Annotated in this window: 20 protein-coding genes; 11 read left to right on the top strand and 9 right to left on the bottom strand. The window is 36.4% G+C overall.

Annotated features, from left to right (window positions below; translation table 11 throughout):
- Positions 1-102 precede the first annotated feature (102 nt).
- Positions 103-1,722 (bottom strand): L,D-transpeptidase family protein, encoded by a 1,620-nt coding sequence (locus tag BHE19_RS03865; RefSeq protein ID WP_070906050.1) that lies wholly within the window; start codon positions 1,720-1,722, stop codon positions 103-105.
- A 419-nt stretch (positions 1,723-2,141) separates the two neighbouring features.
- On the opposite strand from BHE19_RS03865, the gene BHE19_RS03870 reads away from it, so the two are divergent.
- The 4 genes from BHE19_RS03870 (at position 2,142) to BHE19_RS03885 (ending at position 4,678) form a co-directional block, all read left to right on the top strand.
- Entirely contained in the window at positions 2,142-3,272 is a 1,131-nt protein-coding gene (locus BHE19_RS03870) for an Mrp/NBP35 family ATP-binding protein (protein ID WP_070906051.1), read from the top strand.
- A gap of 89 nt (positions 3,273-3,361) precedes the next feature.
- Complete coding sequence (locus BHE19_RS03875; RefSeq protein ID WP_017494691.1) at positions 3,362-3,601, top strand: NifU family protein; 240 nt, start codon at positions 3,362-3,364, stop codon at positions 3,599-3,601.
- Positions 3,602-3,817: 216 nt separating this feature from the next.
- Positions 3,818-4,300, top strand: a complete 483-nt coding sequence (locus BHE19_RS03880) for a hypothetical protein (RefSeq protein WP_017494690.1) — start codon at positions 3,818-3,820, stop codon at positions 4,298-4,300.
- A gap of 60 nt (positions 4,301-4,360) precedes the next feature.
- A complete protein-coding gene (locus BHE19_RS03885) occupies positions 4,361-4,678 on the top strand; it encodes a 2Fe-2S iron-sulfur cluster-binding family protein (protein ID WP_012023404.1) in 318 nt (105 codons plus the stop codon).
- A 97-nt stretch (positions 4,679-4,775) separates the two neighbouring features.
- On the opposite strand, the gene BHE19_RS03890 is transcribed toward BHE19_RS03885, so the two are convergent.
- From BHE19_RS03890 to BHE19_RS03905, 4 genes are all read right to left on the bottom strand, one after another.
- Positions 4,776-5,279, bottom strand: a complete 504-nt coding sequence (locus BHE19_RS03890) for an SMI1/KNR4 family protein (protein ID WP_070906567.1) — start codon at positions 5,277-5,279, stop codon at positions 4,776-4,778.
- 116 nt (positions 5,280-5,395) lie between these two features.
- Complete coding sequence (locus tag BHE19_RS03895) at positions 5,396-6,385, bottom strand: aspartate-semialdehyde dehydrogenase (protein ID WP_017494688.1); 990 nt, start codon at positions 6,383-6,385, stop codon at positions 5,396-5,398.
- 166 nt (positions 6,386-6,551) lie between these two features.
- Positions 6,552-6,968: a large conductance mechanosensitive channel protein MscL gene (gene mscL, locus BHE19_RS03900; RefSeq protein ID WP_017494687.1), complete on the bottom strand. Its 417-nt coding sequence runs from the start codon at positions 6,966-6,968 to the stop codon at positions 6,552-6,554.
- 69 nt (positions 6,969-7,037) lie between these two features.
- Entirely contained in the window at positions 7,038-9,509 is a 2,472-nt protein-coding gene (locus tag BHE19_RS03905) for a bifunctional UDP-N-acetylmuramoyl-tripeptide:D-alanyl-D-alanine ligase/alanine racemase (protein ID WP_070906568.1), read from the bottom strand.
- Between the two features lie 203 nt (positions 9,510-9,712).
- Between BHE19_RS03905 and BHE19_RS03910 the strand changes: the two genes are divergently transcribed.
- On the top strand, positions 9,713-10,318 hold the full coding sequence (locus BHE19_RS03910) for a hypothetical protein (RefSeq protein ID WP_070906052.1): 606 nt from the start codon (positions 9,713-9,715) through the stop codon (positions 10,316-10,318).
- Here the strand turns inward: BHE19_RS03910 and BHE19_RS03915 are convergent.
- The gene (locus BHE19_RS03915) at positions 10,313-11,026 is read right to left on the bottom strand and encodes a porin family protein (protein ID WP_070906569.1); all 714 of its coding nucleotides are present in this window, start codon (positions 11,024-11,026) and stop codon (positions 10,313-10,315) included. The two genes, BHE19_RS03910 and BHE19_RS03915, sit on opposite strands and share 6 nt — an antisense overlap.
- Positions 11,027-11,247: 221 nt before the next feature.
- Here BHE19_RS03915 and BHE19_RS03920 point away from each other — a divergent pair, with 221 nt between their 5' ends.
- From BHE19_RS03920 to BHE19_RS03940, 5 genes are all read left to right on the top strand, one after another.
- Positions 11,248-11,601 (top strand): hypothetical protein, encoded by a 354-nt coding sequence (locus tag BHE19_RS03920; protein ID WP_070906053.1) that lies wholly within the window; start codon positions 11,248-11,250, stop codon positions 11,599-11,601.
- Between the two features lie 158 nt (positions 11,602-11,759).
- Entirely contained in the window at positions 11,760-13,967 is a 2,208-nt protein-coding gene (locus BHE19_RS03925) for a TonB-dependent receptor (protein ID WP_070906054.1), read from the top strand.
- A gap of 143 nt (positions 13,968-14,110) precedes the next feature.
- The gene (locus BHE19_RS03930; RefSeq protein ID WP_070906055.1) at positions 14,111-16,219 is read left to right on the top strand and encodes a prolyl oligopeptidase family serine peptidase; all 2,109 of its coding nucleotides are present in this window, start codon (positions 14,111-14,113) and stop codon (positions 16,217-16,219) included.
- 459 nt (positions 16,220-16,678) lie between these two features.
- Positions 16,679-17,671 (top strand): Gfo/Idh/MocA family protein, encoded by a 993-nt coding sequence (locus BHE19_RS03935; RefSeq protein ID WP_070906056.1) that lies wholly within the window; start codon positions 16,679-16,681, stop codon positions 17,669-17,671.
- 429 nt (positions 17,672-18,100) lie between these two features.
- Positions 18,101-18,337: a hypothetical protein gene (locus BHE19_RS03940; protein WP_070906057.1), complete on the top strand. Its 237-nt coding sequence runs from the start codon at positions 18,101-18,103 to the stop codon at positions 18,335-18,337.
- 387 nt (positions 18,338-18,724) lie between these two features.
- Here the strand turns inward: BHE19_RS03940 and BHE19_RS03945 are convergent, their stop codons facing one another.
- From BHE19_RS03945 to BHE19_RS03955, 3 genes are all read right to left on the bottom strand, one after another.
- Complete coding sequence (locus tag BHE19_RS03945; RefSeq protein ID WP_026109781.1) at positions 18,725-19,693, bottom strand: outer membrane beta-barrel protein; 969 nt, start codon at positions 19,691-19,693, stop codon at positions 18,725-18,727.
- A gap of 177 nt (positions 19,694-19,870) precedes the next feature.
- Complete coding sequence (gene dnaE, locus BHE19_RS03950) at positions 19,871-24,400, bottom strand: DNA polymerase III subunit alpha (protein WP_070906058.1); 4,530 nt, start codon at positions 24,398-24,400, stop codon at positions 19,871-19,873.
- A 167-nt stretch (positions 24,401-24,567) separates the two neighbouring features.
- Positions 24,568-24,987, bottom strand: coding sequence for a DUF417 family protein (locus tag BHE19_RS03955; protein ID WP_017494677.1), 420 nt, complete (start codon positions 24,985-24,987; stop codon positions 24,568-24,570).
- Positions 24,988-25,591: 604 nt separating this feature from the next.
- On the opposite strand from BHE19_RS03955, the gene leuC reads away from it, so the two are divergent.
- Entirely contained in the window at positions 25,592-26,986 is a 1,395-nt protein-coding gene (gene leuC / locus BHE19_RS03965) for a 3-isopropylmalate dehydratase large subunit (RefSeq protein WP_070906060.1), read from the top strand.
- Positions 26,987-26,988 lie beyond the last annotated feature (2 nt).

Genomic DNA, 26,988 nt, shown 5'->3' on the forward strand with positions numbered 1-26,988 from the left:
TCCAGAAAACATTGAACTAAAATGTAAGTAAATTTGATATAAACTTGTAGACCATTTTTTTTAAAACCCGCCAAATCATATTGATCTGGCGGGTTTCTTTTTTTATTTCGAAACAACTGAATCGGAATATAATAACTTATCCAGCTGTTTATCTCTGTCGTAAACATCGGGATAAAAACCAATTTCTCCGTCATCCGTTACCCAGGCCGTAAAATATCCAATATAAATTGGAATTTTGGTTTTCAGCATACAAGTGGTTTCTTTTTCACCGCTCATCGCTTTATCGATTTTATCTACCGGCCAGTCGGGATTGTCTTTCAAAATAGCCAAAGCCAATGGTTTTGCCTCTTTAACATTGATACAGCCATGGCTGAAAATACGTTTTTCGAAATCAAACAAACTTTTTGCAGGAGTATCGTGCAGGTAGATGTCATTTGGATTTGGAAACATGAATTTAACTAATCCTAAAGAGTTTTTAGGTCCCGGTTTTTGTCTTACATTCCCTCCGTTCCATTCCATATTATGATCGGCCAGATAATTTTTATCTTCTGCCATTTTCAGTTTCAGCTCATTTTTGATGATGCTCTGCGGAACATACCAATACGGACTAAATACAATTCGATCCATATTACCGCTAAAAATTACGGTCTCGGTCATTCGGGTTCCCACAAAAACATCCGAAACGAGTTCATATTTACCGTTTTTCACATAAATCAGCCTGAAGGACGGAATATTAACCATTATGTACTCGCTGGCCTTTGCTAATGAGGCGGGTATCCATCGGCAGCGCTCCATATTCAGCATGATCGTTTTGATACGATTACCAATGGGTTCATTCATCTGATTGATATGATCACGGGTTAAGGTATAATTCAGTTTAAGTCCGTACCTTTTTTTATACTTCAAAACTCCGGCCATCATCTCCTCGTCATACACATCTCTTTTAGAATCTTGTGCCAGATCTCCCACCACAAACAATCGCTGTCTGATTTGTTTGATGGCAACACCACTATCAAAAGGCTTCAGGTCTTTATAATTTATGCTGTCAATATCAATTTTTGTCCATTGATTATTTTTCTCAATGTTTCTGTATCTTTTCAATACCGATTTAAGTTTGTAGTACTGTCCAAACAAAAGGTCCTCGTCTTTATTCAATCGACCGGGGTCAACCATAAGAGAATCTAATATTTTAGAGTAAGAAATACTTTTTGCAGGCAGAAACCATCCTATTTTCTTTAATGTTGCCGGATCAACTCCTGAATAAACGTTGCTTGCATAAAACACATACATATTAGACAACAACAATTCTGTATCAATTTGCGGAAGATCATTCGTTACGTTTTCGTTAAAAACATCATCTACCAGATTCATATAAGGCATCGTAGCTTTAATTCCCTGCTCATTTAACAAGCGTACCTTATGATACAACAGTGCTCCAAATTCGCTCACACTTTTATCATCGTACCAGATCATTTTATATTCCTTTTTCTTATACAGGTCTAAAACGTCATTCTGATATTTTTTCAGATTAGGATATTTTTTATAAAACTGACTGATTGCTGCCGCATCAACAGCGGTTTTAAAAAGATACCTATTCGATGCAGAAACATTATCAAACTCTTTGAATTTGTGGCTTGCATCGCTCTCTTTAGCGGAAGATCCGAAAGAAAACAGCAAAAAACTAACGGTAATAATTACAGAAGAAGAAGTAAAATTTCGCATATTTTTCAGATTTAAATTTTAAGATTAAATTCTATTCAGAAAATACCGGAAACCTATAATTGTCCCCCAAAGACAAGTTCTCGTATATTTTTCAGAATATTTGGAAATCGCAAATTTAGGGTACTCAAATATAGCTAAGATTATTGATATTTTAACGATCTTATTCTTAAATTTTATCTGTTTACCTGTTATGTTTTCCCCGTTTTTTTATTTCTAAATAAAACACAATCTCTCGTTTTTCAGATTACGGAATCAAAAACTTAGGTGTAAGAATCATTTTGAGCAATCTCAATATCAATAAATACAATTTAAAAAGGGTTTGAATCCGAACATAATCTGTTATCTTTGCAGTCTGAAATCAGTTTAAATTAACACAATACTTTAAATCGATTTCGATCAATCGAAAATAGTCCATTAAAATGAAATTAGACAGAAAAGAAATTCTTAAAGCTCTAGAAACAATTACTATAGCGGGAGAAGGAAAAAATATGGTTGAAAGCGGCGCTGTTGCCAATGTCATTACTTTTGGTGATGAAGTTGTGGTAGACCTGGTGTTGCATACGCCAGCAATGCACATTAAAAAAAGAGCAGAAGATGATATCAAAAAAACAATCCATGAATTGGTATCTCCAGAAGCAAAAATTAAAGTAAATATTAAAGTAGAAACTCCGGAGAAAAACGAAATTAAAGGTCGTGCTATCCCTGGAATCAAAAATATTATTGCAGTTGCTTCCGGTAAGGGAGGAGTTGGAAAATCGACTGTTACCGCAAATCTTGCTGTAACACTTGCCAAAATGGGCTTTTCAGTTGGTGTTCTTGATGCCGATATCTACGGACCATCGATGCCAATTATGTTTGACGTTGAAAACGAAAAACCGGTTTCGATTACTGTTGACGGAAAATCAAAAATGAAACCTATCGAAAGCTATGAAATCAAAATACTTTCTATCGGTTTCTTTACAGCACCAAGTCAGGCTGTGATCTGGAGAGGTCCAATGGCTGCAAAAGCACTGAATCAAATGATTTTTGATGCCGATTGGGGAGAATTAGATTTTATGTTAATCGATTTACCTCCGGGAACGGGAGATATTCATCTTTCGATCATGCAATCACTTCCAATTACAGGAGCTGTAGTAGTAAGCACTCCTCAGGCTGTGGCTTTAGCCGATGCTAAAAAAGGAGTAGCGATGTTCCTGCAGGACAACATTAATGTACCTGTTTTGGGAATCATAGAAAATATGGCTTATTTTACACCCGAAGAATTACCTGACAATAAATATTATATCTTTGGACAAGAAGGAGCAAAAAATCTTGCCGAAGACTTAAACGTTCCTTTTTTAGGAGAAGTTCCAATTGTACAATCTATTCGTGAAGCTGGTGATTATGGTCGTCCGGCTGCTTTACAAACTGCTTCGGTAATCGAAACCGTTTTTGAAGGAATTACACGAAATGTTGTACAGGAAACTGTAAACAGAAACGATAGTTTACCTGCGACTGAAGCCATAAAAATTACAACTATGGCGGGATGTTCAGCGGTTAAAAAAAATTAATATAATAAGATAATGAGAAAATTAGATAATTAGATAATGTACACAATTGTCTAATTATCTAATTGACCAATTTTCTAATTGATAAAATTATGACAACAGAAGAATTAACAAGCAACGTATTATTAGCTCTTGATGAAATCAGACCTTTTTTAAATTCTGATGGAGGAGACATTACGCTTATTTCTATAGAAGATGACAAACATGTTAAAGTTCGTCTTGAAGGAGCATGTATCAGCTGTAGTGTAAATCAAATGACGCTAAAAGCGGGAGTTGAGACCACTATAAAAAAATATGCCCCACAAATAGAAACGGTGGTTAATATAATGTAATAAAAACGCGATTTTTCTCAGCAATTCGATTTCGTCGATTTAACAAGAATATTAGCGCTTTATATCGTTTAATTTATAATTTCGCAAAAAAACAGTGCTAAATAAATGGGTTGTTGCATTTTTAGCAAAATATAATACAAATATTTAAGAGTTTTAGTTAAGGAATTGTCACTTATTTAATTAAATTTGTCACATAACCCTTAAATCTTAAATTTTATGAAGAAGTTTTACGCTCTGTTTTTATTATTATTTTGTGTTTCTGTAAATTATGCGCAACAAACCACTCAAACGTTAGTTGTTGACAAAGCCTGGCTAAATGATTCTGAAGAATGGTCGGATTTTAAATACACAGGTCAGATTGTATTTTCGACTAATGCCAACGAAGAAGAAGGAAGCCTAAGAATTGGAAACTATGATTTTCTGTTCGACATTTGTGGAGGAAAAGCAAAGTTTGCCAACAAAGCAACTTATAGTGTTGCACAATTCTCTCACCCTAGAAAAGTATCTGTTACCACAGACAAACAGGGAGTAATGAATTCAACTTATGAAGGAACTTTGGTTTTTCAATCTGATAAAGATTATTATTCTGTAATTGCTATAGTAACGATATTAGAGAAAAACGGAAATACTCTTGGAGTAAAAATGCACCTTAAAGAAGGCAGCAAAAAAGAATACGCATTTAGTATCAAAAACAGTTAATATAATTTAAGGATTTTTTCACGTTATAAAATCCGAACCAGTAAAATTCCACTAATTAAAATGGATGTATTAATAAAGATTAAAGATCGAGAAGGAGTTATACACGAATTACAGGCTCCGACTGATATGGCAATGAACATAATGGAGTTATGCAAAGCATACGAACTTCCTGTTGAAGGAACTTGCGGAGGAATGGCGATGTGTGCCTCTTGCCAGTGTTACGTTCTAAATGATGTTGCATTACCGGAAATGGGAGATGAAGAAGAAGCTATGCTTTCGGAAGCGTTTTATGTTAAATCTAATAGCCGTTTAGGTTGTCAGATCCCTATTACTGAAGAATTAGAAGGCCTGGAATTAGAACTGGCCCCGGAATATTAAATACAAAAAAGCGAGAATTTTACTTCTCGCTTTTTTTATGGCTGTTACTTTAATAAATCCGACAGATTTTAAAAACCTGTCAGGTTTGCTTATACAATTATTCTGTAATTTCTCCCGGATTAAATGGCTCAAAATTCCTTTCAGAAAATGCTTCTGTCAGGATTCCTGACGAACACAGCCAGGTTATCGTTTCTTCAAGTGTAGTTCCTGCCTTATAGATCATTTCACTATGTCTTGGCAATACAAAGTATTCGTTTTTTAAAAGAACAATCTCATCGCCGTCGTACGTATCCCCTATTCTTACTGAACTCAAAACTTCTTCTTTCGTAAGCACATCTTTTCCATCATCCCAGAACCAATATTCCGTTATGCGATTTCTCCACTCGTCGAGCGTCAGCATTATGGTTTCGGGAAGATAAATCCGTACGTAGGTCCCTCCAAGTATTCCACTTCCGAATTCTGAAACATACGCTTTGTAATCTTCGTCGAAAAGAATGTTTAAGGTTTTCTCACAAGCCAGAATATCTTCTTCATCCGCTACAAACAAATCTGTTTTATGGGTATTGTAATTGGCTATTATTTTATAATTATCGAAATTCATATCATTGATTTTTACAACAGCTAATTTATGATTTTTAAATTTATGCATCAAAAAAACCGTAACTGCATTGCTGCAATTACGGTTTTCTCTTTATAACAATTTTATTTAATCTCTGTTTATACCAAACCTGCCGCGATTAAATACTCAGCGATTTGAATCGTATTGGTTGCAGCTCCTTTTCTAAGGTTATCAGCAACAATCCACAGGTTTAAAGTGTTTGGCTGGCTTTCGTCACGACGAATTCTACCTACAAAAACATCATTTTTACCTTCTGCAAACAATGGCATTGGGTAAGTAAAGGTATCTAAGTTATCCTGAACTACTACTCCATCTGTATGGTGTAAAATTTCACGTACTTCATTTACATCAAAATCATTCGTAAACTCAACGTTCACAGCCTCACTGTGTCCGCCAACAACCGGTACACGAACTGCAGTAGCTGTTACTCTGATCGTATTATCGCCCAGAATTTTTTGAGTTTCACGAACTAATTTCATTTCTTCTTTAGTGTATCCGTTTTCCTCAAAACTGTCGCAATGTGGAATGGCATTTCTGTGAATTGGATACTTATAAGCCAATTCGCCCTGAACTCCGGCGTACTCATTTTCTAACTGTCTTACCGCTTTCACACCCGTTCCGGTGATCGATTGATACGTAGAAACGATAATTCTCTTAATATTGTATTTTCTGTGCAATGGAGCCAAAGTCAACACCATTTGGATAGTGGAACAGTTTGGATTTGCGATAATTTTATCTTCTTTGGTTAAAGTCGAAGCGTTGATTTCAGGAACCACTAATTTCTTAGTCGGGTCCATTCTCCATGCTGATGAATTGTCAATAACAGTTGTACCGGCTGCAGCAAATTTTGGAGCCCATTCCAGCGAAGTTTCACCTCCTGCCGAAAAAACAGCAATATCAGCCTTCATATCCACTGCTGTCTGCAGTCCTACCACTTTGTATTTTGTTCCTTTATATTCAATTTCTTTTCCTACTGATTTCTCAGAAGCTACCGGAATTAACTCTGTAACAGGAAAATTTCTTTCTGCTAAAACTTTAAGCATTACTTCGCCAACCATACCAGTGGCACCTACGACTGCTATTCTCATTTTTATATGTTTAGTATGAATTAATTTATTTTGTTATGCAAAAGTATACATAATAAAAGTCAAAACAACGTCATTCACAAAAAATAACAAAATGTTACAAAACAAACAAAAAGCAAAAAAACCGCCCCTATTAAGGAACGGTTTAGTTAGACTTAGTGTAGCGGAATTATTTTTTAAGCAAATCTCTAATTTGCGTAAGCAGCTCTTCTTGAGTTGGTCCGGCAGGTGCTGCCTCGACTACTGTTTCTTTTTTCTTCGCTTTATCTGCAGCTCTTAGCACCACAAATACAAAAAATGATATAATTACAAAGTTAATGATTGCCTGAACCAAATTTCCATAGGTAATTACTGCGGCTCCAGCGGCTTTAGCAGCGGCCAAATTTGGATAACTATTACCATCGAGCGTAACAAATTTTTGAGTAAAATCAATTCCTCCCGTAAGTAAACCAACAACTGGCATAATAATATCGTCTACAGCAGAACCCACTATTTTTCCAAATGCACCACCAATAACAACTGCTGTTGCTAAACTCAACACATCACCTTTCAGCAAAGAAGCTTTAAAATCTGCAAAAAATCCCATAATCGATTATTTTAGTTTATACTTAATTGATTTTCGAAAATACGTAATTTTATTGACAATTTGTTAAAATTATCTAAAAAACACTCTTTTCACCCGTTGTGATATGCTGGTCATAATTTCATACGGTATTGTTTTTAAAGCAGTTGCCATTTCAATAACCGTTGGACTTTCTCCAAAAACAATTACTGAGTCACCTTCTTTACAATCGATATCGGTGACATCAACCATGAGCATATCCATACAAACACTTCCTAAAATAAATGCTTTTTGATCCTTAATCACCACATACCCTACTTTATTTCCCCACAAGCGCGAAATTCCATCTGCATATCCAATAGGTATGGTGGCAACTCTGGTTTGTTTATCTGCCATAAAACGACGTCCGTAACCAACACTGTCTCCCGCCGGAATTGTTCGTACCTGAGAGATAATTGATTTCAGAGTACCTACATTTTCCAGATATTTTTGCTCAGCAGGATCGTTCGAAACTCCATATAAACCAATTCCTAAACGTACCATATTGTATTGCGCGTCGGGAAAATTACTTATTCCGGAAGTATTCAGTATATGACGAATCGGATTAATATCCAAAGCCGTAATCAATTTTAAGGACAATTTTTCAAACAGACGAATCTGGGATCTCACAAAATCAAAATGCTTCACTTCATCACTTGTTGCCAAATGCGACAGCACACTTTTTACTTTTACGGTCGAATTTCCTCTGAGAGTTTCAATCAGTTCCTCCAATGTATTTTCTTCAAAGCCCAAACGATGCATTCCCGTATCCAACTTTATATGAATTGGAAAATCTTTGAGGTTCTTTTCTCTTGCAATTTTCAAAAATGCTTTTAATCCTTTGATACTATAAATTTCGGGTTCTAAATGATACTGTATAATCGAAGGAAAGCTGGTCGATTCCGGATTCAGCACCATAATTGGTAGTTTTATTCCACCATTTTTAAGAGAGATTCCTTCATCGGCAAAAGCCACCCCCAAATAATCTACTTTGTGATGTTCGAGCAGTTTCGCGATTTCAAGTCCACCGTTTCCATAACCAAATGCTTTCACCATCACCATTAGCTTAACGTTAGTCGCTAATTTCGATTTATAGTAATTCAGATTATGGCTAATCGAATTCAGATTGATCTCCAGAATCGTTTCATGCGTTTTTTCTTCGAGTAATGACACAATTTCTTCAAACTGAAACGATCTCGCTCCTTTGATTAAAATGGCTTCATTTTCGAAATTCAGACTCTCTATTTGCGTAATAAATTCAGCTGTATTTGGAAAAGTAATACAGTTTGAGAATTTAGCGGCAAAGGAAGAAATCGTTTCTCCTATCCCGATGACACGGTTTATTTTATTATCGGAAATTAACTGTGCTACTTTGGTGTACAATTCTTCATTTGAAAATCCGCTTTGAAAAATATCCGACAGAATAACTGTTTTTGATGCGTTCTTTTTCTGCTGGCTTTCTAAAAAATCCAATGCTATTTTTAGTGACTGAAAGTCTGAACTGTAACTATCGTCAATAATACTGCAATTGTTGATTCCATTTTTTACCTCCAGACGCATTTGCACGGGGTATAAATTTTGAAATCGATTCTGAATGGTTTCGGCATCGTACTTCATGTAAAGCAAAACCAAGAGACAGGAAATCGCATTTTCTATGGAAGCGGAATCACTGAATGGGATTTCCAAATCAAAAATTTCATTTTTATAACGGGCCTGAATACTGGTCGTTTCATCCTCATTAATATGTTTCACGACAAAAACATCTGCCGATTCATCAGTGAAACTCCAAGAGAAAAGTACTCGTTCCGGTAAAAAATAGTCCAGACTTAACTTTGCAAGACATTCGTCTACAAGCTTGTTGTTCTGATAAATAATGACTGTTGAATTTTTAAAAAGCAATAACTTTTCGTCTATTTTCTCTTCCAGATTTTTAAACCCTTCATCATGTGCCGAACCGATACTGGTTAAAACTCCAATATTAGGTTTAATGATTCTTTCAAGTTTCACCATCTCATTAACCGTAGATATTCCAGCTTCGAAAATTCCCAGATTATGTTTTTCATTAATAGCAATTACAGATAACGGAACGCCAACCTGAGAGTTATAACTTTTAGGGCTTCGGATAATATTATAGTCCGGACTCAACAAGAAATTAAGCCATTCCTTTACTATCGTTTTACCATTACTTCCGGTCAATCCGATAATAGGGAAATGAAACAAATCCCTGTAATAACCTGCAAATTCCTGTAAAGCCTGTAGTGTATTTTTGACCACCAAAAAACTGGCTTTTCCTTTTACATCTTCAGGAATATGCTGTACTACAAAATTCTGAACTCCTTTTTCTATCAATTCTGCAATATACAAATGAGCATCATTATTAATCCCCGAAAGGGCAATAAACAAAGTTTTGGAACCGTTTTGTAGAGAACGGCTGTCGATCGAAATATGGTCAACAAAAACATCAGAATCTGAACCTGTCCATTCGGCATTGAGAACCGGGATAAGGCTTTTTACATTTATGCTCATTAAGATTTTCTTTTTGTCAAATTTAAAAAAAGGTTTACCATGAATTTCACAAATTTTCACTAATTCTTTGTGGCACTTTTTGCCACAGATTACTAAAAAGTTTGCCGCGAATTGCACGAATTTTAACTCTTGCTAATTCACACGATTCGTAGCAAAAAAACAATATTTGTTTATATTTGCTTAACACCACTAAATACAACGTTTTGAAAAGAATCCTGCCTATATTCTCCTATATCTTTCATCCGATTTTTATATCGATGTACGCCACCTTATTTTATCTTTTCTTCAAACACGATCTCTTTAGTACTCAGGAAAAATATTATGTGCTGCTTCAAATTCTCATCATCACCATTTTAGTACCCATATTGTTTTATCTTTTACTACGTTCGACGGGGCGTGTGAATTCTATTATGATTCACGAAACTTCACAACGCAAAATCCCTCTGATTTTACAGTGTTTTTTGTATATTTTACTGGTAAAACGAAGCATCATCATTAGCCGTTATCCTGAATTGCATTTCTTTTTTCTGGGCGCTTTGTTCAGTACCATTCTGGCTCTGATTTGCTCGCTGTTCAAAATAAAAGCAAGCTTACACATGATGGCCCTTAGCGGATTCACCATTTTTGTGATTGGGCTGAACACACATCTTCAATTGCAAAATCCTTATTGGAGTGCTTTCCTGATTTTAATGACGGGAATTGTCGCTTCATCACGCTTAGAAATGGAAGCCCATTCTCCTAATGAGTTAGTAATCGGAACTTTTATTGGAATTTTACCGCAGTTATTGTTTCTGAATTTGTGGCTATAAAATATAGAAAATCAATCCTGCATTCAGCGTTCTTACATTAATGTTTTGTCCTGAAACCGTTGTTACATTCTTAAACAAAGGATTTAGTCCATAATTAAGGTAAAGATTCCAGGTGTTATAACCAACGGCCATGTATACACTGTACTGAAGTCTGTTTATATCAGGATTGTTCGAAATTTTATGAGACTCTTCTCCGGTGTCTAAAAGAGACTTATTAGAAAAAACATAGCTTAGCTTAAATCCTCCATAAATTCTCCAGAATCTATAACTTTCGTAGGTCGAATTTCTCCAACGAAATTCTATCGGAAGATCAACCATATACTGTTTGTATCGGTTTGATTTGATATCATTGTAATCGGTTACTTCATAAGTCAACTTACCATCTGCATCTTTAGCAATCGTCAGGTTCTGGTTGTAATTTTGATAACTCAAACCCAAACCAGTTGCAATGGCAACCGTTCTGCTTTTATTGATTGGCATATCACGCAGAAAACCGGCAGAAAGTCCGACAGAGAATTTATTTTGTTTAAGTCCTTGTGGAACCTGAGTCAGAAGATTATAGGTAACCGAAAAATAAAACTGATCTTCCCGATACAATGAATCTATTTTAACAACAGGCTTCACTTCCGGTTTGACCTCCGGCTTTACTTCCTGGGCAAAAGAATTAAAAAACGATACTAAAAACAAACAGCTAAATAGTAGTCGCATATCGTATTTTGGTTTTAAAGAGTTTTTCAAGTAAACGTTTTTTAGGGTAGTTTTATTTCAATTACAAATATAATATAATGCCAGTTCAGGATACCATTTGAATGTAATTATTCGCTTTTCGATCCAAAAAAAATGCCTTTTCTAAACTTTTTTCAATGAATCGTTAACAGAATCTAAAAAATAAATCTATTTTTCTTCTATCTTTTATACCTTTGTGTGTCATGAAAAGAAAACAACTCATATTAAGTGTTTCTTTGGTTCTGATGATATTGTTCTCAATATTCTTTCAGTCCATACACAGTTATGAGCATATTGTAAAGCAGCTTTCAGAAAAACAATGCCACCACGACTATAATGATCCAAGTGGCGAAATAACGCATCAGCACCATAATTATGACTTATGTTATGTTTGTCATTTTGCTTTTGGCAGTTATATTGTTCCGGAAGAAATTGCGCTTCAGTTTCACGATTTCGATAACGAAATTCCGTACTTCTTTACTCTTTCAGAAAGATTATTTTCGTTTTTAGAGAGTGCCTATTTACTAAGGGGGCCTCCGCAAGCTATAGTTGCCTAAATTTCGTAATACACGAAATAAATTTAAACTCTTTTTAATCTAATTCTAAAAAATTGGTGAATTTCCCCATCCTGAAACTTTCAGGTTCGGCAGGTTGTACCGTTGATTTTAGTTTCAGATTGCAAGACAAATTCAATTAACTATAGCATCATTTTCAAATGAAAAAACTAATATTGGCCCTTATTTTAGGGTTTACGGGCATTCTTTCTGCTCAAAATTCGGTATCGGGAACTGTTATCGATCTTCAAAACAAACCCTTAGCCGGCGTATCTGTTTATGCAGCTGAACTACACAAAGGAACAACAACAGATGAAAACGGAAAATACGATTTTAAGAATCTTCCAAACGGTAGTTTCCGACTCTCTTTTACACTTATCGGTTATACTACGCAAAGCAAGACCATTTCTAAACTATTAAAAGAAAACACTCTAGACATTACACTTACGGAATCTGTTTTTGAAATGGATGAAGTTGTGGTTTCAACTCCCTTCAACAAATTGCAATCGCAAAACGTAATGAAAGTAGAACATGAAAGCATTAAAACATTACAACAAAAAGGAACTTCAACTTTAATCGAAGGTCTGGCAACTATTCCGGGAGTTTCTCAAATTTCTACGGGAACTTCTATTGGAAAACCGGTTATTAGAGGTTTAAGCGGAAATCGTGTTTTAGTATACTCGCAAGGAGTTCGTATCGAAAATCAACAATTTGGAGACGAACATGGTCTGGGACTTAATGATGCCGGAATAGAAAGTGTCGAAGTAATCAAAGGGCCTGCTTCTTTATTATACGGATCTGATGCTTTAGGTGGTGTTTTGTATTTTAATCCTGAAAAATTTGCCGACGCAAATACCTTCAAGGCTAATTTTAGTCAAAAATACTTCACCAATACACAGGGAAGTAATTCTTCTATTGGCTTAAAAACTTCAACAGACAACTGGAAATTCTTAGCCAGAGGAAGCTTCAATACTCATTCTGATTATAAAATTGCCGACGGTGATCGTGTGACCAATACCCGCTATAATGAAACCGATTTTAAAACCGGAGTTGGATACAGCAACTCTAGTTTCTCAAGTGTTTTACGTTACAATTACAACAAGCTCGACATTGGTATTCCCGAAGAAGGAATCGCAGAGCAGTCATCAAGCAAAAACACATTGTTCCCAAGACAAGGAATCTTCAACCATTTATTGAGTTTGAACAATGTGATCTTTTTTCAAAACTCTAAACTGGATGTTGATTTAGGCTACATTGCGAATGACAGAAGTGAATTTGAAGACAGTAATGTTGCTGCACTTCATATGAAACTGAATACTTTTAATTACAATGCCAAATATCATTTTCCAAAATTCGGTAAAATTGAAACGATTGTTGGTGTTCAGGGAATGCATCAGACTAATAAAAATTCCGGGGAAGAATATTTAATTCCGAATGCAACTACAAATGACTTTGGTGCTTTTGGAACTGCAAATTACGAATGGAATAATAATGTTTTACAAGCCGGATTACGTTTTGACAATCGAAAAGTAACTTCTGAAGCCCACGGTACCGAAGGTGAAGAAGGTTATTTTCTGCCTTTAGACCGTTCCTTTGATAGTTTTAATGCTTCTTTGGGATATAAAACCAAACTTGCAGAACCTCTAACACTGAGACTGAATGTAGCAACAGGTTTCAGAGCGCCAAACTTAGCCGAGCTTACGTCAAACGGGGTTCACGAAGGAACGAACCGTTATGAAGTTGGAAATTCTAATTTAAAAAACGAGCAAAACGTTCAAACCGATTTAAACTTAGAATATAAAAACACACACTTTGAGTTTTTCATCAACGGATTTTACAATCATGTGAACAACTACATTTACACTTCACCAACAGGCGAAGTACGTGATAACAACGATGTTTTTGCTTATGTTCAGAATAACGCCAAATTATACGGAGGTGAAGCAGGTTTACACTTTCACCCTCATCCGCTGGACTGGCTGCATTTTGAAACCAGTTTTGAAACGGTAACCGGTAAAAAACAAAACAATGATTACCTGCCTTTAATTCCTGCTAATAACTGGAATAATACTTTACGAACTGAATTCAAAATCAAAAATTGGTTTGAAGAAGGCTATGCTTCTCTAAATGTTTCTTCTACTTTTAGCCAAAATAATGTAAGTGGTTTTGAAACTGCTTCAAAAGGATATACTTTAGTGAATTTAGGTTTTGGTGGAACAGTAAAACTAGGCAAACATGCTTTTGATGTTAACCTAAACGGAAACAATTTATTGGATAAAAAATATATTGCTCACCTGTCAAGATTAAAAACGGACGGTATACCAAACATAGGACGAAATATTGTCCTTGGAGTTAACTTCAATCTGTAACATTTTTAAACCATATACGACATATAGCTAAGATTAGTTAATACCTGACTAAGCAAGCTTGTACGCCTTATATGGTTTAACTTTTTATCATTATTATTTCACAACAAAAATGCTATTTTTGCTACAATCGTTAAACAAAAATTATGAAAAAAACATTTCTTCTAATGGCAATCACAACTGCAGGAATTTCGTTCGGGCAAGGCAAAATTCAGTATCCCCAAACTAAAAAAGGCGAAACGGTTGATGTGTATTTTGACACTAAAGTAAACGACCCGTATCGTTGGCTTGAAGACGATAAGTCGGCTGAAACTGGAGCCTGGGTAAAGGCTCAAAATGAGGTAACTTATGGTTATTTAGACAAAATTCCATTCCGCAATGAACTTAAAAAGCGCATGGAAAAACTATGGAACTATGAAAAAATCAGTGCTCCGTTTGTAGAAGGAAAATTCACTTACTATTCTAAAAACAACGGACTTCAGAATCAATCTGTAGTTTATAGAAAAGGAAAAGACGGTAAAGAAGAGGTTTTTCTAGATCCGAATACTTTTTCTAAAGACGGTACCACTTCTCTTGGAGGATTAAACTTCTCGAAAGACGGATCAAAAGCAGCTTATGCTATTTCTGAAGGAGGAAGTGACTGGAGAAAAGTAATCATTATTGATGCTATCACTAAAAAAGTATTGGAAGACACCATCGTTGATGTAAAATTCAGCGGGGTTTCATGGCATGGAAATACCGGTTTTTATTACTCCAGTTATGATAAGCCAAAAGGAAGTGAACTATCTGCAAAAACCGATCAGCATAAATTGTATTTCCACAAACTGGGAACTTCTCAAAAAGAAGACAAAGTTATCTACGGAGCTGATCAAAAACGCAGATATATTGGCGGATATGTTACAGAAGACGACAAATATCTGGTAATTTCTGCAGCCAATTCTACTTACGGAAATGAGTTGTTCATCAAAGATTTAACGAAACCTAATAGTCCGATTGTAACGATTGTAGACAATTTCAACAGCAGCAATCAGATTATCGAGAATGAAGGAACTAAATTATTTATCGATACAGACTTAAATGCACCAAACTCACGTGTAGTTACTGTTGATATCAGCAATCCAAAACCGGAAAACTGGAAAGATTTTATCAAAGAAACTAAGGACATCCTATCCCCTACAACCGGTGGTGGATTCTTCTTTGCCAATTATACCAAAGATGCAGTTTCATTTATACAACAATACGATTACAATGGAAAACTAATCCGTGAAATCAAACTCCCTGCAGTAGGTAGTGCCGGTGGATTTGGGGCCAAAAAAGAGGATAAAACATTATACTACAGCTTTACCAATTACACGACTCCCGGAACGATCTATTCATTTGAACCAAAATCAGGTAAATCTGAAATCTATCAAAAACCAAAAGTTGATTTTAAAAGCGAAGATTACGAATCAAAACAAGTGTTCTATACTTCAAAAGACGGAACAAAAATCCCGATGATCATCACTTACAAAAAAGGATTAAAATTAGACGGTAAAAACCCAACTATTCTTTATGGATACGGCGGATTCAACGTTAGCTTAACTCCTAGTTTCAGTATTGCAAATGCCGTTTGGTTAGAAAACGGAGGAGTTTATGCTGTTGCCAATTTAAGAGGTGGTGGTGAATACGGTAAAAAATGGCACGATGCCGGAACTAAATTGCAAAAACAAAATGTATTTGACGATTTTATTGCGGCTGGCGAATATTTAATTGCACAAAAATATACTTCTTCAGACTTCCTTGCTATTCGCGGAGGTTCTAACGGAGGTTTATTAGTGGGTGCGACTATGACACAGCGTCCTGATTTAATGAAAGTTGCTTTACCAGCTGTTGGTGTAATGGACATGTTACGTTACCATACTTTTACTGCCGGTGCAGGTTGGGCTTATGATTACGGAACAGCACAGGATAACAAAGAAATGTTTGAATATCTAAAAGGATACTCACCGGTACAAAACGTAAAAAAAGACGTTAAGTACCCTGCAACTATGGTAACTACCGGTGATCATGATGACCGTGTGGTTCCTGCGCACAGTTTTAAATTTGCTGCTGAGCTGCAAGAGAAACAAACAGGTGAAAATCCGGTATTAATTCGTATTGATGTAAAAGCAGGTCACGGTGCAGGAAAATCTGTTGCCGCAACCATTCAGGAAAATGTAGATGTTCAGGCGTTTACACTTTACAATATGGGAATTAAAGCTTTACCAAAAAAGTAAACCTTTAAGCTAAATTTTTTAGCCACGAATTCACGAATTATTTTTGTGAGTTCGTGGCTTTATTTTTTTCCACAGATTAAAAAGATTAATATGGTTTTTAATCTGTGAGAATCATATTAATCTGTGGCTAACTTTTATAAATCTGCATGAAAAATAATTCGTGAATTCGTGGCTTTATTTTTTTGCCACAGATTAAAAAGATTAATATGATTTTTAATCTGTGAGAATCATATTAATCTGTGAGAATCATATTAATCTGTGGCTAACTTTTATAAATCTGCATGAAAAATAATTCGTGAATTCGTGGCTTTTTTTTTGCCACAGATTAAAAAGATTAATATGATTTTTAATCTGTGAGAATCATATTAATCTGTGGCTAACTTTTATAAATCTGCATGAAAAATAATTCGTGAATTCGTGGCAAACTTTCTAAATTTGAAAAACTAAAAAACTAGAAAAATGAAAATTGTAAAATGGGGAATCATAGGCTGCGGCAATGTAACGGAAGTTAAAAGCGGTCCTGCTTTTCAGAAAGCTTCAAATTCAGCTTTAGTTGCTGTTATGCGCAGGGATGCAGCTCTTGCCGAAGACTACGCCAAACGTCATAATGTTCCGAAATGGTACTCCAACGCCATCGATTTAATTAATGATCCTGAAGTTGATGCCGTTTATATCGCTACGCCTCCATCTTCTCATAAAGAATATACCATTTTATGTGCCAAGGCCGGGAAACCTGTCTACGTAGAGAAACCAATGGCTTTAAATTTTGAAGAATGCAACGAAATGATCAGCGTTTGTAAAGAACACAATGTGCCTTTATTTGTAGCTTATTACAGAAGAAGCCTTCCAAGATTCCTGAAGATAAAAGAACTTATAGAACAAGGTAAAATAGGAACTATCAGACATGTAAATTGTGTTTTATATCATCCGTTTGAGAAGCGCTACGACGACGAAATCAATTTACCATGGACGGTTTTACCACATATTTCCGGTGGTGGAATATTTGTCGATTTGGCTTGTCATACCTTAGATTTTCTTGATTTTGTATTTGGTCCGATTAAATCAGTCCGCGGGCATGCGAGTTCACAGCTCAAAGCTTATCCGGCCGAAGATTCGGTTTCGATGTCATTTTTATTCGAAAACGGAATCCACGGAACCGGTTTATGGAATTTTGCCAGTTTTGAGCGTTACGACAATACTGATATTGTAGGCGATAAAGGTAAAATTTCGTTCTCTACATTCGGTAATGACCCAATTCATATTCAATATACAAATGGTGAAAAAGAAAGTATTACGATCGAAAATCCGCTTCACATTCAATTACCACTTGTTGAAACTGTTGTTGCTGAAATTTTAGGCAAAGACGGTTTCTCACCATCAAAAGGAACCTCTGCTGCCAGAACAACCTGGGTGATTGATGAAGTATTGAAGGAGTTTAGAAACTCTAGATAAAGAGCAAGCCCATTTTGTTTCACGCAGATTTTGCAGATTTTGCAGATTTTTCTCTTTAAAGTTTGCCTTAAATACGAGAGCTTATGCACTCAGAAAAACTTTTACCCGTGTGGTATGGTGGCGGTATTGGAAACAACTGCAGCGCTCTTGCAGCGTAGGACACCTAAACTACACGGGTTTATTATTTCTAAACACAATCTTGTCATTTTTGACACAAAAAACAAAAACTACACAAGTTAAAAAATAAGGAAATTCGCCTTAACTTTTCTGATTTTCGTATGTTTGCAGTCCTAAACATCGAGAATATGAACACAACAAAACTTTTTGCCCGTATGGTATGCTGGCGGTATTGGAAACAACTGCAACGCGTTCTCGAAGGCGTAGGACAGCTAACCCATGCGGGTTTTTTATTTCCTAAATTTCGAGATTATGAGTACAAACACCTTCAACAAAGAAACCGAATTGAGGTTAGCTGATTTTTTCAGCAATTCGATCGATCCTGAAACAATGGCCAAAACCATTCGTCAGGTAAACTATGCACTTGCCTTAAGCGTAATGCAGGAACACGAATCCCTACAATCCGAGAAGACCAACCTCCAAAATGGATTTTACTGGCTCAATCAATTAGCCGAAATTTTAAATCCTTATCTGGATGTGAATGATTAAAAAATTGCAAAGCCACTATAGAAAGTGGCTTTTTTTTGTTTTTATCCCTTACTCTTATGTTTCGTTTTTAATTTCGCCCTAAGGAGAAATCACATTAAAAGCTCGCCAAAGATTAATGCTTTTTTAGCACGCAGATTTTGCAGATTTTTTCCTGTTACCATTAATTGAACCACAATCTTGTCATTTCGACTAAAAAGAGACTCGAGCGATAGCGAACAGGCGAAGCAAATCACATTAGCAGATCGACAAAGATTGGCGACTTTCAACGCGTAGTTTCTTTCGGAATTGTTTGTGCGATTTCTCCTTTCAGTCGAAATGACAGGGCACAAAAAAAGAGGATATTCGAAATGAATATCCTCTTTTTCTAAAAACTAAAACTATATAAAATTATAAGCTGTATTTAAGACCTAAAGTCAATCCTAAACCTGAAATTCCAACATAAGAACTTAATTCGTTCATTGGTTTAGTAGAATCGTACCCTGATGGATTATACTCCTTATTATTAGAGTTTCCGTCTAAACGATCTACATATTTAGTATGAGTTGCAGAATATGAAGCAGCTCTGAAAGCAGTTGTTTCATTTAATTTATCTACACCATTTTCAGTATATATTGTAGTTTCTTTAGTCTTTCCGTGTACTGTAAAGTTACGGTATTCCAATTCTGCGAAAGCAGAAATATGTTTCCCTAATTTATAAGAGGTACCTAAAGATGCCATAAATCCGATTGTTGGATTTGGTTTAACTACATCTTTTGAGAAAGCATTTGTTGAAGCAACTTGATTAGCTCCTACAAACGTCGTATACTGTCTATCCGTTTTAATATCCAATGTACCATGAACAGGAACAATAACTCCTACTTTAGTGTATGGTTCAAAACCATGAGCTTCTCCTAAAAACATCACGATTGCTGGTGCTAAATCAAAAGCTTTAATTTCTCCATTCGCTGTAAAACTTACATAAGTAGCTGCCGGACTAGTAGCTGGATTATATGAAATAAGTCTGTTAGTCGTTTGTGACATGGTTTTTTCATTACTTACATAGTAGTTAGCTGACATCTCAACTCCTAAACGTGCTGAGAATCTATAACCTGCAGTAATTCCACTTCTGAAACCTTGTCCAAAAGACCCAGTAACACTTTCTCTAGATGCCAATTTATTATTTGCTAAAGTACCTGCATAAACATCTCTGTTTGGCAATTGACCTCCAACGACAGGAAATTCTGTAGAAGCAGTTTGGTTGAAGTAAGATGCACCCAATTTAAAATACCAGCTTTCCGGTTTATCTGCTTTTTCTGTTTGCGCCATTGTGGCCATAGAGCAAACTAATAACCCTAATAAAAATAGGTTCTTTTTCATAATTTTGATTTAATTAATTTTTACAAACATAGATTATTTTAACATAATCTTCTGGTTTGCGTTGTTAGACTTGGAACGAAATCGTTGTAATTTTGAGCAATATTACTAAAAAACTATTATGCATGCATAATTTTAACGTAAAAAAAATACATTCTTTTAAATTTTAACTGTTAAAATCTAATTTAACTTAAAATTCACCTGCATTTTTTCCAATTCTATCAATAGCTCTGTTGAGATTTTTATTTTTAACCTGCGGCTTGGCATCGTTAATTTGTTTACAACCTTAATTTCCTCAACTTCATTTACTTCCTGAATCTTTGTTTCTTCTATTCCATCATCTTCCCTGTCGTTCTCTTCTTCAAAAGTAGATTCTTCAAAATCTTTTGGCGTTTCTACCTCAACCAATCTCTTTACTTTTTCCAATTCCATGATCTCAAAAGTCACTGAATTGTCTCCTTTATTCTCGCTAAACAAATGGCTTAACCTATGAATAAAATCTGTCTGAAGGTCTTTTATGTTTAACAGCAAAATCAGCTTTTTGGCAAAAGCTTCCAAGATATCCTGCAATTGCCTGATTTCAACAAATTGCATTCTTGGATCCGATTTCTTACCGGTGTCATGATTTACCCAACCGTCTTTTATTAATATTTTGATGAATGCAAAATTATTCTGAATTAAGAAATGGCGGAATTTTAAATACTCTTCCCCAAAAATCTTGAACTCATAACTTTCATCATACCCCTCTAAGTTAAATACAGCCCAGCCCTTTCCGTTTTTAGCCACACGGTGCTGAACATTGTTTATGATTCCGGCAAAATTCAGATTTTTACCAACAAACTCGTTCATACTTTTCAAGGATTCCAATTTGTTATTGCAGAAGTATTTCATCTCAAATCTGAAATCGTCCAACGGATGTCCTGAAATATAGATTCCAACTACTTCTTTTTCCTTTGCCAGTTTTTCCATGGTACTCCAGTCTTCACAAGGAGGTACGACAGGTTCAGCAATCTGTACTTCGCTGGTTTCTCCGAACAAACTTACCTGTGAGGAGTTTTCATTTTCCTGAAACTTCGATCCGTAACGCATCGCTTTTTCGTAGAATGTAATTCCATCTCCCTCATCGTGGAAATATTGTGCCCTGGTTGTTCCTTCAAAAGAATCAAACCCCCCTGCTAATGCTAAATTTTCAATCGCTTTTTTGTTAGCGGCACGCAAATCAATTCGCTTGGCCAAGTCAAAAATCGATTTATATCTTCCGTCTTTTCTATTTTCTACAATTGTCTCTACGGCTCCGGAACCTACCCCTTTGATTGCTCCCATTCCAAAACGAACGGCATAATCATCATTAACAGTAAATTTATAGTACGATTCATTTACGTCCGGCCCCAAAACCTGTAAGCCCATACGTTTACATTCTTCCATAAAGAAGGAAACCTGTTTGATATCGTTCATATTATTCGAAAGTACCGCAGCCATATACTCTGCCGGATAATGTGCTTTCAAATAAGCCGTTTGGTAAGCAATCCAGGCATAACAAGTCGAGTGTGATTTGTTGAAGGCGTAACTCGCAAAGGCTTCCCAGTCTTTCCAGATTTTCTCCAAAACTTTTGCATCATGGCCTTTTTGCGCTGCTTGTTCCACAAACTTCGGCTTCATTTTATCCAGTACGTCTTTTTGTTTCTTACCCATCGCTTTACGCAAAACGTCGGCCTCACCCTTTGTAAATCCTGCCAAAGACTGAGACAAAAGCATTACCTGCTCCTGATAAACTGTAATTCCGTAGGTTTCTGATAAATATTCGGCACAGGCATCCAAATCGTATTTGATTTCCTCGTCACCATTTTTTCTTCGAACGAAAGACGGAATATACTCCAAAGGTCCCGGACGATACAATGCGTTCATGGCAATTAAATCCCCAAAAACCGTTGGCTTTAGATCTTTCATGTATTTCTGCATCCCAGGCGACTCGTATTGGAAGATTCCAACCGTTTCACCTCTTTGGAAAAGCGCATACGTTTCTTCGTCATCAATCGGAAAAGTATCAGGATCCAGATCAATGTTCGTTCTGTATTTTACCAGTTTTACGGTATCTTTTATCAGTGTAAGGGTCTTCAGACCCAAGAAGTCCATTTTCAGCAATCCGGCACTTTCTGCAACCGAGTTATCAAACTGAGTTACATATAAATCCGAATCTTTTGCGGTGGTAACAGGAACATAATTCGTAATATCCGAAGGTGTAATGATTACCCCACAGGCGTGAATACCGGTATTACGCATCGATCCTTCAAGGATTTTTGCCTGCTGAATGGTTTCTCCCGCCAAATCATCTTCATTGGCAATAGCGATTAACTCTTTTACATTATCAAATTCGTCCGAACGAAGTGCTTTTTTGACCTCGTCTTCACTCTCAGAAATAAAACGTGCCAAATTCCATTTTGAGGGCATCATTCCCGGAATCAGTTTTGCAATTCTATCGGCTTCAAATAATGGCAAATCCAATACACGCGCCGTATCACGAATTGCCGATTTGGTTGCCATTTTACCATACGTGATAATCTGTGCCACCTGTTTTTGACCGTATTTGTTGATTACATAATCCATTACACGTCCACGCCCCTCGTCATCAAAGTCGATATCAATATCGGGCATCGATACACGGTCAGGATTTAGGAAACGCTCAAAAAGTAAATCGTATTTAATGGGGTCAATGTTCGTAATTCCGAGACAATACGCAACGGCTGAACCAGCTGCAGATCCACGGCCGGGACCTACCGATACGTCCATTTTTCTGGCCTCGGCAATGAAATCCTGTACGATCAAAAAGTAACCCGGATATCCTGAATTTGAAATCGTTAATAATTCAAAATCCAAACGTTCCTGAATCGATTCGGTTATTACGCCATATCTTCTTTCGGCTCCTCGCATTGTAAGGTCTCGCAAGTAAGCATTTTCACCACGAACACCATTATCCTTTTCATCTTCCGGATCAACAAATTCTTCTGGAATATCAAATTTAGGAAGCAATACATCACGATAAAGCGAATATCCTTCAACCTTATCAATAATTTCCTGAATATTGATAATGGCTTCCGGCAAATCGGCAAAGAGTTTTTTCATCTCCTCTTGCGACTTGAAATAATATTCCTGATTTGGAAGTCCGTAGCGGTAACCTCGCCCACGACCAATTGGTGTTGCCTGCTTTTCACCGTCTTTTACACACAATAGAATGTCGTGCGCATTGGCGTCTTCTTTATTTAAATAATAAGTATTGTTAGTAGCGATTAACTTTACATCGTGTTTTTTAGAAAACTCAATCAGCGTTTTGTTGACACGATTCTCATCTTCCTGATTGTGGCGCATTACTTCCAGATAGAAATCTTCACCAAATTGTTCTTTCCACCAAATCAAAGCTTCTTCAGCTTGATTTTCACCAATGTTCAGAATTTTACTCGGAATTTCTCCGTATAAATTCCCGGACAAAACCATGATATCACCTTTATATTGCTCTACAATGGCACGGTCAATTCTCGGAACATAATAAAAACCTTCCGTATAGGCAATCGAAGCCATTTTGGCCAAATTGTGATAACCTGCTTTATTTTTAGCCAGTAAAACAACTTGGTAACCATTATCTTTTTTGCTTTTGTCTAAGTGATTTTCACAGATATTAAATTCACAGCCTACAATTGGTTTTACTTCGGTTTCAGTCGGTTCTTCTCCAGCTTCAACCAAAGCTTTATTTTTTCCTGAAGCTGCTTTATTATGATTCATAACGGCGCTCACAAAATGGAAAGCCCCCATCATGTTTCCGGTATCCGTCATAGCCACGGACGGCATTCCGTTTTTGGCTGCAGCCGAAACAATATTTCCAATTCCGATAGTAGATTGAAGTACCGAAAACTGTGTATGATTGTGCAAATGCGCATATTTTGCCGCTTTAAAATCTTCTCTGTCTGAATGCGAAATGGTAGGTTCTTGTCCAACAGACTCTAAAGCCTTTAACTGCTCTCTAATCTTGTCAGAAGCAGCCTTTAAATTGATGTGTTTTAATCCGATTAATGGAAACTCCTGTGGATTTCTACTTTGGAATTCCTTAAAATAATCCTTTGGAACATCCAGTTCTTCTTTAGTAAAAACCTCTCTTCTGATTAACTCCAGAAAACAACGCGTAGTTGCCTCAACGTCGGCAGTTGCGTTGTGGGCTTCTGCAAAAGGTTTATTAAAAAGATATTCGTGTAATTCTGTTAACGTTGGCAATTTGAATCTTCCTCCACGTCCACCCGGAAGCTTTAACAACGAAGCGGTAACTTCTGTACAAGTATCCAAAACCGGCATCGAACTCATAGGAGAATCGACTCCCATTCTATGGAATTCAGCCCCCATAATATTGACGTCGAAACCTAAGTTCTGACCAACAATAAATTTGGTTTTACTTAAAGCGATATTGAATTTCTCCAAAACCTCGGCCAGCGTGATTCCATCAGCATCGGCCAATTCTGTCGAAATTCCGTGAATACGCTCGGCATCGTACGGAATATTAAATCCGTCAGGCTTAACCAGATAATCCTGATGCTCTATGAGCTGCCCCATTTCGTCATGGAGCTGCCATGCGATCTGAATACAGCGAGGCCAGTTATCAGAATCGGTTATCGGAGCATCCCATCGTTTTGGTAATCCGGTGGTTTCAGTATCGAATATTAAGTACATAGGTATAAAAAGACAAATTTAAAATTCCAAATTCTACGTTCCGCATCACATAAACAACTGATTATATGAATCATAAGAAAAGTTGAGATACAAAATTGAGGAAGTTCAAATTTAGTCTTTTTTTTAGAGAAAGAATGCAGGTTTTTATCAACACCGCTCAATATTTTTTATTCTTTACCATTCACAAAAACCATCAGTGAAATTGCCAAATACGGAATGTCCTTTAAAATAAAAAAATCGGTTACAGGAAATCCTTCCACCATTTTAAAAACACCCGGAGTGGTCGCCAGAAAACTCAATGTTGTCACAAATATAACCGCTGATGCAAAGCCTGCATAAAAACCAATTCTTCTTAAAAACAAAGAAGCCAGTAAACCAATCCCCGTTAACACTTCAAAAATCCCAATAAGATTTGAAACCTGCTGAACCGACATTACTTTATACATCCAGCCCATAGCAAAATGATTTTCGACCAATTCTTTTATTGCTCCGGCTTCCACTGCTGTAAACTTAAAAAGTCCTACCCAAAGCAAAATAATTACAGTTCCCAAAACTCCCAGTTTGTACGCAAATTCATTTAAATTCATAACATTATTTTTAAAATTAGATTGTTCAAAATTAGCACTAGCTTTTAAAAGCAAATGTCAGATACCCGTCATTATCCGTCAATTTCTCCACAAGCAATCCTCTACTTCTTCATTTAATTTCATTCTAAAAAAGAAAAAAATACGCTTCTTGGATGTCGTATTATTTCCAGTAAAAAAACACAGATACATATTCCTCCTCAAAGCGTCAAAGTACGCTTAAAAAGTGTTTTTATCTGAGATCCCAAAAACTTAAAAAGGAATTCAAAATCAATAAAAATCGCCTTTTTTGTTGATTTTGTTACATTTTTCAACCCTAAAACCTATATTTTATGGTGATTTCAAGGCAAATCCATCAACTGCTAAAATTCAAAGCTACTCTCTGGAAATTAACTTCGGAAAGAAAAACAATACTTATCCGTGATTCTTTTTGCGACCAAAAACAGATTTTTCAAAAGCCAATCGCAATTCGTATTTTTAGTTTGGGTATCGTATATAATGAAATATTGAAATTGACCACTTTTTAGCTTTTTTTAATTTTGCTTTCCTATTATATATAAGCAGAAATTGCTGTGGTTATAGAAATTACAATTAAAAAAACAAAACAATGAGTAAGACATTATTTGACAAAGTATGGGATTCACATGTAGTGCGTAAAATTGAAGATGGACCAGATGTGTTTTTTATTGACCGCCATTTTATTCACGAAGTTACAAGTCCCGTTGCTTTTCTAGGATTAAAAGCCAGAGGCGTTTCCGTTTTATATCCGGAGCGTACTTTTGCAACTGCAGACCACAATACTCCAACTATTAACCAACACCTGCCAGTACAAGATGCTCTGTCTGCCAATCAGCTGAAAGCACTTGAAGACAATGCCAATGAATATGGTATTTCACACTGGGGACTAGGACACATTAAAAATGGAATTGTACACGTAGTAGGTCCTGAAAACGGAATTACTTTGCCAGGTGCTACTATTGTTTGCGGGGATTCACACACCTCTACTCATGGCGCTTTTGGAGCGATTGCTTTTGGTATCGGAACTTCTGAGGTTGAGATGGTTCTTTCTACGCAATGTATCATGCAGCCAAAACCAAAGAAAATGCGTATCAACGTAAACGGTCAGTTAAGCAAGGGAGTTGGGCCAAAAGATGTTGCGCTTTATATTATCGCTCAGTTAACGACTTCAGGCGGAACCGGTTATTTTGTTGAATATGCCGGAGATGTTTTCGAAAATATGACCATGGAAGGCCGTATGACGGTTTGTAACCTAAGTATTGAAATGGGTGCCCGTGGTGGGATGATCGCTCCGGATCAGACTACTTTTGATTTCCTTGAAGGAAGATTATTCACTCCAAAAGGAGAAGCATGGGACAAAGCGGTTGCCTACTGGAAAACCCTAAAAACGGATCCTGATGCTGTTTTTGATGCCGAACTGAACATCAATGCTTCCGATATCGAACCAATGATTACTTATGGTACTAACCCGGGAATGGGAATTGGTATCTCAAAACATATCCCAAATGCAAAAGAAGTTGAAGGTGGTGAGGAAACTTACAAAAAATCTTTGGCTTACATGGGCTTTAAAGAAGACGATGTAATGATTGGAAAGCCAATTGACTATGTTTTCCTAGGAAGCTGTACCAATGGGCGTATTGAAGACTTCAGAGCTTTTGCCGAGATTGTTAAAGGAAGAAAAAAAGCTGACAATGTAACGGCTTGGCTAGTTCCTGGCTCTCACGTTGTTGAAGCTCAAATTAAAGAAGAAGGTATTTTAGACATTCTTACGGATGCCGGTTTTGTATTACGTCAGCCTGGTTGCTCTGCATGTCTGGCTATGAACGACGATAAAGTTCCTGCCGGAAAATATGCAGTAAGCACCTCCAACAGAAATTTTGAAGGTCGTCAGGGCCCAGGCTCAAGAACATTATTAGCAAGTCCGATTATGGCTGCTGCAGCTGCTGTTACCGGAAAATTAACAGACCCAAGAGAATTATTTTAATT

It is taken from the genome of Flavobacterium tructae (genome assembly GCF_001853485.1).
GTDB lineage: Bacteria > Bacteroidota > Bacteroidia > Flavobacteriales > Flavobacteriaceae > Flavobacterium > Flavobacterium tructae.